At 69.2% G+C, this 15758-nt stretch carries 13 protein-coding genes; 5 read left to right on the forward strand and 8 right to left on the reverse strand.

The window, feature by feature from the left end:
- Positions 1-111: 111 nt before the first annotated feature.
- Positions 112-1983: an HNH endonuclease signature motif containing protein gene (locus tag RC2_RS05370; protein ID WP_139277273.1), complete on the forward strand. Its 1872-nt coding sequence runs from the start codon at positions 112-114 to the stop codon at positions 1981-1983.
- A 57-nt stretch (positions 1984-2040) separates the two neighbouring features.
- On the opposite strand, the gene RC2_RS05375 is transcribed toward RC2_RS05370, so the two are convergent.
- The 8 genes from RC2_RS05375 to iolC are packed head-to-tail and all read right to left on the reverse strand — an operon-like array spanning position 2041 to position 11224.
- A complete protein-coding gene (locus RC2_RS05375) occupies positions 2041-3537 on the reverse strand; it encodes a CoA-acylating methylmalonate-semialdehyde dehydrogenase (RefSeq protein ID WP_072681132.1) in 1497 nt (498 codons plus the stop codon).
- An 8-nt stretch (positions 3538-3545) separates the two neighbouring features.
- A complete protein-coding gene (locus RC2_RS05380) occupies positions 3546-4418 on the reverse strand; it encodes a sugar phosphate isomerase/epimerase family protein (RefSeq protein ID WP_068150283.1) in 873 nt (290 codons plus the stop codon).
- 2 nt (positions 4419-4420) lie between these two features.
- Complete coding sequence (locus RC2_RS05385) at positions 4421-5455, reverse strand: Gfo/Idh/MocA family protein (protein ID WP_068150280.1); 1035 nt, start codon at positions 5453-5455, stop codon at positions 4421-4423.
- Positions 5456-5484: 29 nt separating this feature from the next.
- A complete protein-coding gene (locus tag RC2_RS05390) occupies positions 5485-6408 on the reverse strand; it encodes a sugar phosphate isomerase/epimerase family protein (RefSeq protein WP_068150278.1) in 924 nt (307 codons plus the stop codon).
- A gap of 20 nt (positions 6409-6428) precedes the next feature.
- Complete coding sequence (gene iolD, locus RC2_RS05395) at positions 6429-8384, reverse strand: 3D-(3,5/4)-trihydroxycyclohexane-1,2-dione acylhydrolase (decyclizing) (protein ID WP_072681134.1); 1956 nt, start codon at positions 8382-8384, stop codon at positions 6429-6431.
- A gap of 35 nt (positions 8385-8419) precedes the next feature.
- On the reverse strand, positions 8420-9280 hold the full coding sequence (gene iolB / locus RC2_RS05400; RefSeq protein ID WP_072681169.1) for a 5-deoxy-glucuronate isomerase: 861 nt from the start codon (positions 9278-9280) through the stop codon (positions 8420-8422).
- A 5-nt stretch (positions 9281-9285) separates the two neighbouring features.
- Positions 9286-10233: a Cgl0159 family (beta/alpha)8-fold protein gene (locus tag RC2_RS05405; RefSeq protein WP_068144496.1), complete on the reverse strand. Its 948-nt coding sequence runs from the start codon at positions 10231-10233 to the stop codon at positions 9286-9288.
- Complete coding sequence (iolC, locus tag RC2_RS05410) at positions 10226-11224, reverse strand: 5-dehydro-2-deoxygluconokinase (protein ID WP_068144492.1); 999 nt, start codon at positions 11222-11224, stop codon at positions 10226-10228. Before iolC ends, RC2_RS05405 begins: the two co-directional genes overlap by 8 nt.
- Positions 11225-11454: 230 nt before the next feature.
- Here iolC and RC2_RS05415 point away from each other — a divergent pair, with 230 nt between their 5' ends.
- The 4 genes from RC2_RS05415 (at position 11455) to RC2_RS05430 (ending at position 15753) form a co-directional block, all read left to right on the forward strand.
- Positions 11455-12207: a GntR family transcriptional regulator gene (locus tag RC2_RS05415; protein ID WP_174552289.1), complete on the forward strand. Its 753-nt coding sequence runs from the start codon at positions 11455-11457 to the stop codon at positions 12205-12207.
- Positions 12208-12306: 99 nt separating this feature from the next.
- Entirely contained in the window at positions 12307-13467 is a 1161-nt protein-coding gene (locus RC2_RS05420) for a Gfo/Idh/MocA family protein (RefSeq protein ID WP_068144527.1), read from the forward strand.
- 130 nt (positions 13468-13597) lie between these two features.
- Positions 13598-14629 carry a substrate-binding domain-containing protein gene (locus tag RC2_RS05425; RefSeq protein WP_068144487.1) on the forward strand — a complete coding sequence of 344 codons (1032 nt, stop codon included), beginning with the start codon at positions 13598-13600 and terminating at the stop codon, positions 14627-14629.
- A gap of 65 nt (positions 14630-14694) precedes the next feature.
- A complete protein-coding gene (locus RC2_RS05430) occupies positions 14695-15753 on the forward strand; it encodes an ABC transporter permease (protein ID WP_068144484.1) in 1059 nt (352 codons plus the stop codon).
- Positions 15754-15758 lie beyond the last annotated feature (5 nt).

Raw genomic sequence — 15758 nt, forward strand, 5'->3', positions numbered from 1 at the left:
TCCCGCGCGTCCGGGGGAGGTGTCCCCGGTCGAGTTCGTGCGTGCGTGTCCTGGGTCGTGTCGGTGGGTGCCGGTACACTCGAACATACGAGCGACTGGGGGGTCGGCGACATGGTTACGACGCAGGTGGGGGCACGGACTACGGCGACGCCGTGGGCTGCACTGGATCACGCTGCCCTCGGTCTGCCCGCCACCACCGACCTTCCGTCTCCGCGGGCACTGGACGCACTTGTGCACACTGCCGCCGGGGTCGCGTACTTGAAGTGGTTCGAATACCAGCTCGCCGCCGCCATGCACGCCGAACTGGTGGAACCGTTCGAGGACGAGGACCGCCGCGAGCTCGACGCGTTCACCCGCTGCGCCGCCACCATCGCCACGACGATGTCGATCACCCCGTTCGCCGCCCGCACCCTGCTCACCGACGCCGTCGCCCTCCGCGACCGGCTACCCCTGGTCGCGCAGTGCCTACGCGACGGAATCGTCACCCCGCACCACATCCGCACCATCGTCTCCCGCACCGAACTCATCGAGGGGCAGTGCTACGCCGCCCTCGTCGACGCCGACATCGCCGCCGCGTTGCGTAAACCCGGGTCGTGGTCGCCGGCGCGGATGGAGGTCATGGTCGACACGATGGTGCACCGCCGTGACCCCGACGCCGTCCGCGCCCGCCGGGAGGCTGCGAAGCGGAACCGGGCGTTCACCGTGGAGGTCGGGCGGGACGGGATGGCCACGACGACGGACACCCGGCCCGCCGAGGACACTGCCCTCGCCGCCGCCGCGGTCCACCGCCTCGCGGCGCAGGTGTGCCCCAAGGACACCCGGTCGAAGGCGGCGCGGGCATCGGATGCGCACTACGCGTTGGTCACCCGGACCGAATTCGGGTGCGACTGCGACCGCCCGATCACCGACTGCCGCTACAAGAATGTCGACGTCGGTACGTTCGCGGCGACGGCGCCGCGGATCGTGATCCACCTGGTCACCGACACCACCACCCTCACCGGCCCCGTCCCCGCCCCGGACTCCGACCGGGTCTGCAGGTCGCCGCAACACCTGCCGCGACCGAACACCGAGCCCACCCCTGCGGCCGAGTCGGTGGCGCCGGAACCGTCCGCGCCGGGTTCCGTTGCGACGGAACCGGGTGCAGCAGAACCGGTCGCAGCAGAACCTGTTGCGGCGGACGCGGTGACACCGGATTGCACCGGCACCGCGATACTGGCCGACGCCGCCGCGGACGCGACCTCCACCGATCCGTCCGCGAGGGAACAGCCTGCGGCGGAGGGCCCGCACGGGTGCGACGAGCCCCTCGGTCTCGACACCGTCGACGGTGTCGGATTCCTCGCCGGCATCGGCATCATCTCCGGCGCCCACGTCCGCGACCTCGCAACCGACCCCCGCACCGTCATCCGCCCACTCGGTGACGGCACCGACACCCCACTCCCGGCGACCCAACCCTCGAACCCGTACCGCCCCTCCGCGGCCCTCGATGCGTACGTGCGGGCGCGGGATCAGTTCTGCACCTGGCCCGGCTGCAACCGACCCGCCTGGGAGGCAGACCTCGACCACATCACCGAATACGACCACACCCACCCCGAGCAGGGCGGGCGCACCGACGCGGCCGGACTCGGCGCCAAATGCCGGTTCCATCACCTACTGAAAACGTTCGGGGATTTCGTCGACGACCAGTACCCCGACCCGAATGATCCGAGCCGACTGATTCGCACCATCACCATCCCCGGCGGACGCACCGTCCTCGGCCCCGCGTTCACGGGCCACGACGTCCACCCCGGCCTCGACATGATCGTCTTCGGCGACCCACCCGACACGTCAACGCCGCGGCCATCGAGACCGGGCCTCACCGAACGCCTCCGACCCGCCCCACGCACCGAGCAGAAACACGCCCGCCGACGACAGGAACGCAACCGCAACCGCCTCCGCAACGCGATGAAGCTCCACCCACCCGACGACACCCCACCCCCGTTCTGAGGGGCTGCCGGTGATGCTGTCCTGCGGGTGGCGCTGTGATGTCAGTGGTGCTGCGGCTCAGTCGTTCTGAGGGAAGCCGAGATTGATGCCGCCGTGGCTGGGGTCGAGCCAGCGGGCGGTGACGGCTTTGGCGCGGGTGAAGAAGTGAACTCCCTCGGTGCCGTGAGCATGGGTGTCGCCGAAGAGGCTGTTCTTCCAGCCGCCGAAGCTGTAGTACGCCATGGGAACCGGGATGGGGACGTTGATGCCGACCATGCCGACCTCCACCTCGTTCTGGAACCGTCGGGCGGCGCCGCCGTCGTTGGTGAAGATGGCGGTGCCGTTGCCGTAGGGATTGTCGTTGATCAGCTGCAGTGCGTCGTCGTACGTGTCGACGCGCACCACGGACAGGACGGGTCCGAAGATCTCGTCGGTGTAGACACTCATCTCGGGGGTGACGTGGTCCAGAAGGGTCGGGCCGAGCCAGAATCCGTGGGGATCGCCGTCGGCCTGCACTCCGCGCCCGTCGACGACGACGGTGGCGCCCTCCTTCTCGCCGGCGTCGACGTAGGAGGCGACCTTGTCGCGATGTGCCTTGGTCACCAGGGGGCCCATGTCGGCGCCGCGGGTGCCGTCGCCGGTGCGCAGGGGGGTGGTGCGGTCGACGATCTTGGCGACGAGGTCGTCCGCGATGTCCCCGACGGCGACGAGAGCCGAGATGGCCATGCAGCGCTCACCGGCGGAGCCGAAGCCGGCGTTGACCATGGCGTCGGCGGCGAGGTCGAGGTCGGCGTCGGGCAGGACGATGGCGTGGTTCTTCGCACCGCCCAGGGCTTGAACGCGCTTTCCGTGTGCGGTGCCGGTGGAGTAGACGTACTGGGCGATGGGCGTGGACCCGACGAAGCTGATCGACTTGATCGCACGGCTGGCGAGCAACTCGTCGACGGCGAGCTTGTCGCCCTGCAGGACGTTGAAGACGCCGTCGGGCAGGCCCGCTTCCTTCCACAGTTCGGCGAGCCAGATGCTGGCGGTGGGGTCCTTCTCGCTGGGCTTGAGGACGACGGTGTTGCCGGCGGCGATGGCGACGGGGAAGAACCACATCGGCACCATGGCGGGGAAGTTGAAGGGGGAGATGATGCCGACGGGGCCGAGGGGCTGGCGGATGGAGAAGACGTCGACCTTGGAGGAGGCGTTCTCGGTGAAGCCGCCCTTGAGCAGGTGGGGGATGCCGCAGGCGAATTCGACGACTTCCTGACCGCGGGAGATCTCGCCGAGGGCGTCGGAGAGGACCTTGCCGTGCTCGGCGGTGATGATGGCGGCGAGTTCGTCCTTGCGGGAGTTGAGCAGCTCGCGGAAGGCGAAGAGAATCGACGTGCGCTTGGCCAGCGAGGTGTCGCGCCAGGCGGGGAACGCGGATGCGGCGGCGGCGATGACGGCGCGGGCGTCGTCGAGGTCGGCCAGGGCGACCTGCCCGGTGACCTCACCGGTGGCGGGGTTGGTGACCTCGGCGGTGCGGTCGGACGTGCCGGCGAATGGCTTGCCGTCCACCCAGTGCCCGATGATGTTCGTGGTCATGACAATTCCTACTTTCCGTACTTCGCGACGTGGTCGGTCATCGTCTGCAGTTGATAGCGGGAGACCTCCCGCGCGTTCTCGTTCTCGGCGAAGACGCTCGACACCATGACGGTGTCGCGGTCGTAGAACCCGATGCGGTCGAGACCGCCGAAGAACCGGTCCCAATCGACGTCGCCGTCGCCGATCTTCAGATGTTGGTGCACCCGAACGGGATTGCCGGGCGGGTTGGTGATGTAGCGCAGGCCGTGGGAGCGGTGGTGGTCCATGGTGTCCGCGACGTGGACCAGGCGAACCATGTCGCCGGCCTCGTCGAGGATCCGATCCAGGTCGCCGCCCATGTGGAACTGGTGGCAGGCGACCACCACCATGCCCAGGTTCGGCGAGTTGACTCCGCGGATCACCCGCATCGCCGCGAGCCCGTCCTCGACGAAGTCGTCGGGGTGCGGATCGATCAGGACGTCGAGTCCCTCACGTTCGATGATCGGCAGCAGCTCTTCCATCGACCGGTAGAAGGCCCGCTCGGACTCCTCCGCCTTCTCGGGCCGGCCGCTGAACTCGGTGTTCATCCGCTGCACCCCGAGGTCGACGGTGATCTGGATGGCGCGCTTCCAGTACCGCACCGCCGCTTCCCGCGCGTCCTCGTCGGGTCCGGACCACCGCAGCACCGGCAGCACCGACGCGATGCCGACACCGGCGTCGTCGCAGGCTCGCCGGAATCGTCGGACCAGATGGTCGTTCGCCTTGGGGTGGTTGAAGAACGGGATCATGTCGACGTGCGGGGTGAGCTGCAGCCACTCGTACCCCAGCTCGGCGACGACGCCCGGCAGCTCCAGCAGCGAGTGCTCGTGATGGAACGGGGTGGGATCGAGAGCGACCTTCATCGTCAGGCTCCCGAGATGTCCGCGCGGGCGACCATGTCGACCGCCACGGGCTCACCGGACTCGAGGGAGAGCACACCGGCTTCGCAGACCGCGGCGGCGGCGTACCCGTCCCAGGCGCCGGGACCGTCGACGTAGTTGCCCGTCTCGGCGCCTGCGTGCACGGCGTCGACCCACCGCTGGATCTCCACGTCGTACGCCTGGCCGAACCGCTCGATGAAGCCGGGGGTGATGGTGCCGCCGCGGACGCCGGGTGCGGACGTCCGCACCAGGCCGACGTCGAGGCCGATCATGGCGCTGCCGCGTTCGGCGACCACCTCGGTTCGCACCTCGTAGGCGACGCCGGTGGTGACGAAGACCTCCGCGTCGACGTGCCGGCCGGACTCCGTGGTGAAGATCGCGATCTGCGGATCACGAAGTCCCTTCGGCGCAGCGGGATTGGCCGACGGCGCGATGATCTGGATCTTCGTGATCTCCTCGTCCAGCAGGAAACGGGCGACGTCGACCTCGTGGACCAGCGAGTCGCGCACGATCATGGCGCTGTCGAAGTGCGACGGGACGTCGGGATTGCGGTGCGCGCAGTGCACCACGAGGGCGCGGCCCAGGTCGCCGGAGTCGAGGAGCGCCTTGAGCTGCTCGTACTCACGGTCGAATCGGCGCATGAAACCGACCTGGATCAGCTTCTTGCCGGTGGCGGCCTCCGCCCGGACCACCTCGAGCGACGTCTCGACGGACGTGGTCAGCGGCTTCTCGCACATGACGGGCTTGCCGTGCTCGAGGCACGCCAGCAACTGCTTCTCGTGCGTGGGGCCGGGGGTGGCGAGGACGACGGCGTCGACCTCGGGATCGGCGATGGCGTCGAGGGGGTCCTCGACCACACGGGCACCGGGGACGGTGCCGGCGATCTCGTGGGCCCGCTCGGTGACGTAGTCGTTGACGACGGCGACGCGAGCGCCGGAGATGGTCCGGGTGATGCGCTGGACGTGGTCGGCGCCCATGCGCCCGACACCGAGGACGGCGATGCGGAGTTCGGAATTCACTTCGGGGACGTCCGTTCTGGAGGGAGGAGTCAGGAGAAGGTGACGGCGGGAACGCCGCAGGAGCCGAGGTACTGTCGGGTGCGTCGCGCGATGGGCAGGGGAGCGTCGACCTCGCAGGGGTACATGTCCTGCTCGACGATCGCGAAGAGATCGGCGGTCAGCCGGCCCTCGGTCGCGAGCCGCTCGACGGTCTCGAGCAGCGGCGGCATCGCCGGAATGCCCAGGGGCGGTTCGGTCATCGCGCCCAGCCGGACCGCTTCGCCGAACGGCAGGTCCTCGGCGAGCACCTTGTCGCGCACCGCTTCGTCGACCTGCTTGAGATGGAGGTACCCGATGCGTTCGGGCGCCCGCTCGATGATGGCGATGTTGTCGCCGCCGCAGTAGCTGATGTGGCCGGTGTCGAGGCAGAGGTTCACGAACTCGCTCGAGGTGCCGTCGAGGAAGCGGTAGACGTTCTCCTCGGTGTCGACGTGGCTGTCGGCGTGCGGGTGGTACTGCGCCTTGACGCCGTACTGCTCGAACATCCGCCTGCCGAGCGCGTTCATGCCCTCGGTCTTCTTGCGCCACTGGTCGGCGGTGAGGGTCCGATCCTCCAGGACGGCGCCCGTGGACGGGTCGCGCCACATCTCGGGGATGACGACGACGTGCTTGCCGCCGACGGCGGCGGTCAACTTGGCGACGTCCTCGATCTGCGTCCAGACCGCGTCCCACGCGTCGTCCTGGTGCAGGTGCTCGAACACCGTGCCGGCGGACAGCTTCAGGTTCCGAGCCTCGAGCTCGGCGGTGAGCTTCTGCGGGTCGGTGGGCAGATAGCCGAAGGGGCCGAGTTCGATCCACTCGTAACCGGACGCGGAGACCTCGTCGAGAAATCGCTCGTACGGGGTCTGCTGCGGATCCTCGGGGAACCACACGCCCCAGGAGTCCGGGGCGGAGCCGACGCGGATGACGCTCATGGACAAGCCTTTCGATGATCTCACTCGGACGGGCGGAGGTACGGACGTTGGATGCGCTTCCACCGCTCGTACGTGGCGTAGGCGGTCTGCGTGGAGTCCAGGGTCGACGTCTCCGACACCGGAACGTCCCACCACGACTCGGAATCCGGTGCGGCGATACGCGGGTCGGTCTCGACGTGGACGACGGTCGACGTCTCGCTCGCCTTGGCAGCCTTGACGGCGTCGGTGAACTCCGCGGCGGTGGTCACGCGGACGACGTCGACGCCGAGGCTGGCGGCGTTGGCCGCCAGATCGACCGGAAGCAGGTCCCCGTCGAGCCGACCCTGGCCGCCCCGGTAGCGGTAGGCCGTGCCGAACCGCTGGCTGCCGAGCTGCTCCGAGAGTGAGCCGATGGACGCGAAACCGTGGTTCTGCACCAGGATCACGATGATCTTGACGGCCTCCTGCACGGCGGTGACCAGCTCGGTCGCCATCATCAGGTAGGAGCCGTCGCCGACCAGGACGAACACGTCTCGGTCCGGCTCGGCCATCTTGGCCCCGATGCCGCCGGCGATCTCGTAGCCCATGCAGGAGTAGCCGTACTCGACGTGGTAGCCCTTGGGATCGCGGCTGCGCCACAGCTTGTGGAGGTCGCCGGGCATGGAGCCGGCGGCGCAGACCACGACGTCGCGCGGATCGGAGAGGGTGTTGGCCAGGCCGATCACCTGGTTCTGGTTCAGCGGAGCCGAGGTGTCCTCCACGGCGAACACCGACGACACGGTGTCCTCCCACTGCGCGGCGAGTTCCGCGGTGCGCGTGCGGTAGTCGGCGTCGACGGACCAGTCGCCGAGCGCGGCGGTCAGAGCGCTCAGCGCCTCGCGCGCGTCGGCGACGACGGACACCCCGCCCTGCTTGACCGTGTCGAGCGTGGCGACGTTGACGTTGACGAAACGCACGCTCGGGTCGGTGAATGCGGTACGGGAGGCGGTGGTGAAATCGCTGTAGCGCGTGCCGATTCCGATGACCACGTCGGCCTCGGTGGCCAGGGCGTTCGCGGCCGTCGTCCCGGTGGACCCGATCGCACCCACGGACTGCGGGTGGTCGTAGGGGAGTGCGCCCTTGCCGGCCTGACTCTGTCCCACCGGGATGCCGGTCCGCTCGCAGAACGCGGCCAGGGCATCGGTGGCGCCGGAGTAGATCACGCCGCCGCCCGCCACGATCAGCGGACGACGCGCGCTGCGGATCACGGCCGCGGCGCGCTCGATGGCGTCGCTCTGGGGCAGCGTGCGGCCGACGTGCCACGTGCGCTCGGCGAACAGCGATTCCGGCCAGTCGTACGCCTCGGCCTGCACGTCCTGCGGGATGGCGACGGTGGCGGCGCCCGTCTCCACGGGATCGGTGAGCACGCGCATCGCGCCGATCAGCGCGGCGGGGAGCTGCTCGGGTCGCCACACCCGATCGAAGTAGCGCGACAGGGGCTTGAACGCGTCGTTGACGGTGACGTCGCCGCTCGAGGGGAGTTCGAGCTCCTGCAGCACCGGCGCGCTCACCCGGGTGGCGAACGTGTCCGCCGGCAGCAGGAGCACCGGCAGCCGGTTGATGGTGGCGAGGGCGGCGCCGGTGAGCATGTTGGTCGAGCCGGGGCCGACGCTCGCGGTGACGGCCCACGTCTGCAGCCGGTCCTTCTGCCGTGCGTAGGCGACCGCGCTGTGCACCATGGCCTGCTCGTTGCGGCCGAGGACGTACGGCAGCGCCGGCACGGTGCCGGACTCGTGCGCGTCGGTCTCCGCCTGCAGCAGAGCCTGGCCCAGGCCGGCGACGTTGCCGTGTCCGAAGATGCCGAAGGCGCCCGCGAAGAACCGTCCACGCTCGCCGTCCCGTTCGACGTACTGCGCCGCCAGGAATCTCACGACCGCCTGCGAGACCGTCAGGCGAACGGTCGATTCGGCGTTCTCGGTCTTGCTCGCCGAGAGGGGTGCGGTGGAGACCACGGTCATGCTCCTCGAGGTGGGGTGGTGGGGGTCCGATGCGGCTAGAGCGGGAGGCGGGGGTCGATCTCCAGATCGGTCCAGGTGCCGCGGATCCAGGTGTGCTCGGGGTCGTCGACGATGTTCCAGGCGCGGTCGACGCCCGGTCCGGCCATGACGTTCAGGTAGTACATGTGGTAGCCCGGCGCGGCCACGGACGGACCGTGATAGCCGTGGGGCACGAGGACCACGTCGCCCGTCCGGACCTCCTCGAGTACCTCGATGGGTCGCTCGGGGGTGCCGTACACGCGGTGGTAGCCGAAACCGGCGGAACCGTCGGGGCCGTCGGCGATCTCGAAGTAGTAGATCTCCTCGAGGGCTGACTCGTGCTCGGTGTTCTCGTCGTGCTTGTGCCCGGGGTACGAGGACCAGTTGCCGCCCGGCGTGATCACCTCGCAGGCGATGAGCGAGTCCGCCTCGAACGTGTCCGCGGTCCCGAAGTTGTGGACCTCGCGGCTGCAATTGCCCGCTCCGCGCAGCTCGACCGCGACGTCGCTCGCCGGCACGTATCGGAACGGCAACCGCGTTCGCGCACGGGCACCGCACAGGGCGAAGCGACCACCCGAGGCGCTGGCGACGGTGTACGACGAGTCCCGCCCGACGTAGGCGAAATCGGACGGACCGTCGAACACCGTGGCGCGGCCGGCCAACTCGACCGTCTCGCCGTCGCACGTGACCGTGGCCGAGCCGGACAGCGGCACCACCATGATTTCGTCGTCACCGGACGCCAGGTCCGCGGACTCGCCGGCCGCGAGGCGCAGCGTGCGCAGGCTCGATTCGCTCCACCCGGCCGATTCGGGGGTGACGACCACATCGAACGGGGCGTCGGCGGAGGCGCCGACCGGGATGTAGTACTCGGAGTTCACGGCCGTCACCGCACCATCGTCACGGCGGTGTCGACGGCCGCGGCCACGTCGCCGTCGCGGGGGTAGAGCAGGGTGCGCCCGACGATGAGTCCGCGCACGGCCGGGATCTCCAGCGCGCGTGACCAGCTGGCGAACGTCTCCTCGGGTGCCTCCTGCGGATCGCCACCGAGCAGCAACGTCGGCAGGGTGGTCGCGTCCATGACGCGCTCCATGTCGGCGACGACGGGCAGCTTCAACCAGGTGTGCGACGAGGTCGATCCGAGACCCTGAGCGACGTGCATGCTCTTGATCACGGCGTCGGTGGACAGGTCGTTGACCACCTTGCCGCCCTCACGACGGCTGAGGAACGGCTCGAGCATCGCGATCAGGCCGTGGGCGGCGAGCTCGTCGATGGCCCGGGCAGTGGCGGTCATCATCGACAGCGTTCCCGGGTCGTCCAGCGCGACGCGGTTGAGCATCTTGGCGCCGTTCATCCGGGCCTTGGCGGTCGACGCCGCCGTGGCGCCGGTCATGCGGTCGTCGAGCTCGAACGAGGAGCCGGCCAGCCCGCCGCGGTTCATCGACGAGAACACGACCTTGTCCTCGAGTGCACCGAGGAGCACGAGGTCGTCGAGGATGTCGGCCGTCGCGAGCACGCCGTCGACGCCGGGGTTCGCGAGCGCCGTCCGCAGCCGGTCGAGCAGGTCGGTGCGGCTGTTCATCGCGGTGGCGTTCGAGCCGACCGACAGCGCGCCGCGCGCCGGGTGGTCGGCGGCGACGATCATCAGTCGACCGTTGCCGCGGACGGTGGGCCGCGTGGTGCGGGTGGCCCAGGCGCGCTCGATGGCGCCGGGGTCGGTCGCGCGCACGGCGGTCACGTCGGCGTAGGTCCGGGCGGCGGGCGTGGCGGCGAGAGTCGGTGCTGCCGAATCGGTCTCGTGAGGAGCGGTGCCGGTGAGGACGGTGTCAGACATGAGCGGGCTCCGTCGGGTCGGCTGCGGACGCGTCCGCGAGTGCGGCGACTTCGTCCGCGGTGGGCATGGCGGTGGAGCATTCGAGCCGGGAGGCGACGATGGCGCCGGCGGCGTTGGCGTGACGGAGGATCTTCTCGAGCGGCCATCCGGCGAGCAGGCCGTGGCAGAGCGATCCACCGAAACTGTCGCCGGCGCCGAGTCCGTTGACCACCTCGACGGGGTTCGGCGGCACCTCGACCCGCTCGGTACGGGTCTTGCCGAGCACGCCGCGCGGACCCTGCTTGACGACGGCCAGATCCAGACCGAGATCGAGGAGCGCGTCGGCCGCGCGATCGGGATCGGTCTCGCCGACGGCCACCTCGCATTCCTCGCGATTGCCGACGGCGACGGTGACCTGTGCCAGGGCGCGCCGGACCTGCTCGGTCGCGGCGGCGGGGGAGTCCCAGAACATGGGCCGGTAGTCGAGGTCGAGCACGGTGAGCGGCGCCCGACCGCGCGCGTCCCACGCCGCGAAGTGCGCACTGCGGCTGGGCTCCTCGGACAGGCCGGTGACCGTGGACCAGTAGAGCGTCGCCGCGCGCACCGCGTCGGTGTCGATGTCGGTGGGGCGAATCTGCAGGTCCGGGGCCGTCGGCTTGCGGTAGAAGTACAGCGGGAAGTCGTCCGGCGGGAAGATCTCGCAGAAGGTGATCGGCGTGGCGTGGGCGGGATCGGTGACGACGAGGGACGCGTCGACACCGAGGCGCTCGAGCTCGGCGCGCACGTATCGTCCGAAGGGGTCGTGGCCGGCCCCGGAGATCAGGGCGCTGCGCCGGCCGAGGCGCGCCGCGGCCACGGCGACGTTGGCGGCGCTACCGCCGAGGAACTTGCCGAACGTGGTCACGTCCTCGAGCCCGACCCCGGTCTGCAGCGGGTAGAGGTCGACACCGCTGCGCCCGATGGCCAGGACGTCGAATCCGGCGTGCGGCGTGTCGGGTGCGGCTGTGGTCACGTGATCTCCCGGGTGTGGGTCGGCGGTGTCGGTGGGGGTGAGCGGCTACGGCCCGCGACTACTGTGCGCCGCACTACACCGGAATGTCAACAGTTTGTCCTGACATTCTAACTTGATGTCATACGGTCCTTCATCGCCTACACTCACACCACTCGACGGTGCGCTGCGTCACGGTCGAGATCGGAACCCGAGGCGAGAATCGCCTCGTCTCGCTGTCGATCGGAGATCGAGTGAACCAACCGCTCAGCGCGCCGCAGCTGGCCGTGGAGTTGGACCGATCCAGCCCCGTTCCGCTGTACTACCAACTCGCCCGCGCCATCGAGGAGGCCGTTCTCTCCGGTCAGCTCGCGCCCGGTGACCGCTTCGAGAACGAGTTGGCCCTCGCGGAACGGCTCAACCTGTCCCGTCCGACCACCCGCCGGGCGATCCAGGAGTTGGTGGACAAGGGCCTGCTCGTCCGCAAGCGCGGCGTCGGAACGCAGGTGGTGCAGAGTCCCGTGCACCGTCCGGTCGAGCTCACGTCGCTGTTCGACGACCTGGCTCGCGCGGGACAGCACCCGAGCACCAAGCTTCTCGAGTACTCCGTCGGTTTGCCGGGGGAGGAGGTGGCGCGCGAACTCAACATCGGCCCCGAGGAAACCGTGGTCACGATCGCGCGTCTGCGCAGCACGCAGGGCGAGCCGCTCGCCCTGATGACGAATTATCTTCCGCTCGACCTCGCTCCGGAGCCCGCCGAACTCGAGGCGCAGGGGCTGTATCAGTCGCTGCGCACCAAGGGGGTGCACGTGCGCCTCGCCCGGCAACGGATCGGCGCCAAGTCGGCCGGCCGTGAGGAGGCCGAGTTGCTCGACGAGAAGCTCCGCGCGCCGCTGCTCACCATGAACCGCACCGCCTTCGACGATTCCGGCAAGGTCGTCGAGTACGGCGTCCACGTCTACCGCGCTTCCCGCTACAACTTCGAGACCACCCTCGTCGACCGCTGACCCGGTCGGCCCCACCCCGTCGCGTCCCGACGGGCACTCGGCCGTACCCGGGACGTCCCGTGCGCCGACACCCTCGATCCCCGAAAGGTGTTCTCCACCATGTCCTCTCGACCACTAGGTGTCGGTGTGATCGGCTTCGGCTGGATGGGTCGCGTGCACACGCAGGCCTACGCCCGAGTGCGCCACCACTTCCCCGAGCTGCCGCTGAGGCCGATCCTCGCCGCCGTGGCCGACGACGTGCCCGGCCGTGCGGCCGAGGCCGCCGAGAACTACGGATTCGCCGGACACACCACCGACTGGCGCGACGTCGTCGCCGACCCTGCGGTGGAGGCGGTGTCGGTCACCGCGCCGAACTTCCTGCACCGGGAGATCGGCACCGCCGTCGCTCGCGCGGGTAAGCACCTGTGGATCGAGAAGCCCGTCGGCCTGACCCGCGACGACGCCGTGGCCGTGGCCGAGGCGGCTGCCGCAGCGGACGTGCGGACCGCCGTCGGCTTCAACTATCGCCACGCTCCGGCCGTCGTGCAGGCGCGCGAGATGATCGCTGCGGGTGAGCTGGGCACGGTGACCCACGCACGCGTCCGGTTCTTCAGCGATTACGCCGCACACCCGGACGGCGCGCTCAGCTGGCGCTTCGACCGTGCCCGGGGAGGCAACGGTGTCCTCGGTGACCTCGCTTCGCACGCAGCGGATCTCGTGTGGTTCCTGCTCGGCGACATCGCGAGTCTGGTCGCCGACACCGCCGTCTTCGTTCCCGAGCGTCCCCGGCCCGCCGGGGCCACCAGTGGGCACAGCCGTGCCACCGGCGGCGAGCGAGGTCCGGTCGAGAACGAGGACTACGCGAGCGCGCAGCTGCGTCTGGTCTCCGGAGCGCGGGCGACCCTCGAGGCCAGCCGCGTCGCGGTCGGCGAGCAGAACGCCTACGGATTCGAGATCCACGGCACGGCCGGCGCCGTGACGTGGGACTTCCGCCGCATGAACGAGCTCGTCGTCGGCCGCGGCACCGCCTATCAGGATCAGCCGATGTCCACGGTGTTCGTCGGCCCGGGCGCGGGGGACTACGCCGCGTTCCAGCCCGGATCGGCCTCCGCGATGGGATACGACGATCTCAAGGTGATCGAGGCCCGCAACTTCCTGCAGTCCGTCCACGACGCTCGACCGGTGGGTGCGACGATCGTCGACGCGGTGCGCAGTGCGGCGGTGCTCGACGCGATGGTCGAATCGGTCGATTCGGGTGCGTGGACGGCCCCGCGCATGTGAGCTGCTGCAGTCCTAATGTCCGAACAAAGTATTGACAATCGTGTGTGACCGGTATTACATCTACCCAGGCGAGTGAGCCAGGCTCCTTCTCAGAGAGCGAGCCGACCCGCATTTTCCGAGAGGACAGTCAATGAAGGTTCGTCAGGGTACGACCAGTGGCGGCCGGGCCGTCGGGCGTCGGGGTGCCGCGCTGGCGCTCGGCGCCGTCGTCGCCGTGTCCGTCGCTGCGTGCTCGAGCACGGGGGGCGCACCGGAATCCAGTGGCGGCGGCGAAGGTGGGGGCGGCACCGTCGACACCCCCCGCGCCACCATCGCCATGATCACCCACGAGGTTCCGGGTGACACGTTCTGGGATCTCATCCGCAAGGGTGCCGAGGCCGCCGCGGCGAAGGACAACATCGAGCTGCGCTACTCCGCCGATCCCGAGGCGCCCAACCAGGCGAACCTGGTCCAGAGCGCCATCGACTCGGACGTCGACGGCATCGCGGTCACCCTGGCCAAGCCCGACGCCATGGCTCCCGCCGTGCAGGCCGCCGAGGCCGCCGGAATCCCGGTGGTGGCCTTCAACTCCGGGTACGACGACTGGAAGGCGCAGGGCGTCGGCCAGTACTTCGGTCAGGACGAGACCATCGCCGGTCGGGCCGTGGGTGAGCGCCTGACCACCGAAGGTGCCAAGAAGACGCTCTGCATCATCCAGGAGCAGGGCCAGGTCGCGCTCGAATCCCGCTGCGCCGGTGTGACCCAGGGCTTCACGGGCGGCTCCACCGAGATCCTCAACGTCAACAGCAAGGACATGCCGTCCGTCGAGGCGACCATCACCGCCAAGCTGCAGCAGGATCCGTCCATCGACCACGTGGTCGCCCTCGGCGCTCCCATCGCGCTCACCGCGGTGCAGTCCAAGGCCAACGCCGGCAGCAACGCCACCGTGGTCACCTTCGACACCAACTCCGCCCTGGTCGACGCCATCGAAGCCGGCGACGTGGCATGGGCCGTCGACCAGCAGCCCTACCTCCAGGGCTACCTCGCCGTCGACTCCCTCTGGCTCTACCTGAACAACGGCAACACCATCGGTGGCGGCACCCCGGTCCTGACCGGTCCCGCGTTCATCGATTCCTCCAACATCGACGCCGTCGCCGAGTACGCCCGGAACGGCACTCGCTGATACCCGACACCCGGCGGCAGACCCCCGTCGCCGCCGGGTGTCGCCCAGCACGGAAGGACCCTCCCATGACCACCCAGGCCGATCTGGATCTGTCGAAACGCACCGTCGTGACCGACGAGCGCGTGCGGAAGCAGAAGCCGTTCCAACGCTTGCTCGTTCGTCCCGAGATCGGCGCCCTGTTCGGTGCGATCATCATCTTCGTCTTCTTCGCGATCGTGGCTCCGCCGTTCCGTTCGCCGGAGGCCCTCGCCACGGTGCTGTACGCCTCCTCCACGATCGGCATCATGGCCATCGGTGTCTCGCTGCTGATGATCGGTGGGGAGTTCGACCTCTCCACCGGTGTGGCCGTGACGTTCTCCTCCATCGCCGCCTCGATGCTGGCCTACAACCTGCACCTCAACGTCTGGCTGGGTTCGCTGCTCGCTCTCGCTCTCGCCCTCGGCGTCGGCTTCCTCAACGGCTACCTGGTGATGAAGACGAAGATCCCGTCCTTCCTCATCACCCTCTCGACCTTCCTCATGCTCACCGGCATCAACCTCGCCGTCACCAAGCTGGTCACCGGACAGGTTGCCACGCAGTCGATCTCGAACATGCAGGGCTTCGATTCGGCCAAGGCCGTCTTCGCCTCGTCCTTCACCGTCGGTGGCGTCTCCATCCGGGTCACCGTCCTGTGGTGGGTGCTGTTCACCCTGATCTCGACATTCGTGCTCATGAAGACGCGGATCGGCAACTGGATCTTCGCCGTGGGCGGTAACCAGGACTCCGCGCGGGCGATCGGCGTCCCGGTGACGAAGGTCAAGATCGGCCTGTTCATGTTCGTCGCGTTCTGTGCCTGGTTCGTCGGCATGCACCTGCTGTTCGCGTTCAACACCGTGCAGTCCGGTCAGGGCGTGGGCAACGAGTTCCTCTACATCATCGCCGCCGTCATCGGTGGCTGCCTGCTCACCGGCGGCTTCGGCACCACGGTCGGTGCCATGATCGGCGCGTTCATCTTCGGCATGACCAACCAGGGCATCGTCTATGCCGGCTGGAACCCCGACTGGTTCAAGTTCTTCCTCGGTGCGATGCTGCTGTTCGCGGTCGTGGCCAACAACTCCTTCCGCTCCTACGCAGCCAAGAGGTGACCTAA

It is taken from the genome of Rhodococcoides corynebacterioides NBRC 14404 (assembly GCF_001894765.1).
In the GTDB taxonomy this organism is placed as follows: domain Bacteria; phylum Actinomycetota; class Actinomycetes; order Mycobacteriales; family Mycobacteriaceae; genus Rhodococcoides; species Rhodococcoides corynebacterioides.

Bases quoted from the DNA above. Each gene is read 5' to 3' on its own strand.
- RC2_RS05390 (WP_068150278.1), bottom strand. From the start codon at position 6,408: ATGAGCGTCATCCGCGTCGGCTCCGCCCCGGACTCCTGGGGCGTGTGG.
- RC2_RS05420 (WP_068144527.1), top strand. From the start codon at position 12,307: ATGTCCTCTCGACCACTAGGTGTCGGTGTGATCGGCTTCGGCTGGATG.
- RC2_RS05430 (WP_068144484.1), top strand. From the start codon at position 14,695: ATGACCACCCAGGCCGATCTGGATCTGTCGAAACGCACCGTCGTGACC.
- RC2_RS05380 (WP_068150283.1), bottom strand. From the start codon at position 4,418: ATGAAGGTCGCTCTCGATCCCACCCCGTTCCATCACGAGCACTCGCTG.
- RC2_RS05370 (WP_139277273.1), top strand. From the start codon at position 112: ATGGTTACGACGCAGGTGGGGGCACGGACTACGGCGACGCCGTGGGCT.
- RC2_RS05405 (WP_068144496.1), bottom strand. From the start codon at position 10,233: ATGTCTGACACCGTCCTCACCGGCACCGCTCCTCACGAGACCGATTCG.
- iolD (WP_072681134.1), bottom strand. From the start codon at position 8,384: ATGACCGTGGTCTCCACCGCACCCCTCTCGGCGAGCAAGACCGAGAAC.
- RC2_RS05375 (WP_072681132.1), bottom strand. From the start codon at position 3,537: ATGACCACGAACATCATCGGGCACTGGGTGGACGGCAAGCCATTCGCC.
- RC2_RS05425 (WP_068144487.1), top strand. From the start codon at position 13,598: ATGAAGGTTCGTCAGGGTACGACCAGTGGCGGCCGGGCCGTCGGGCGT.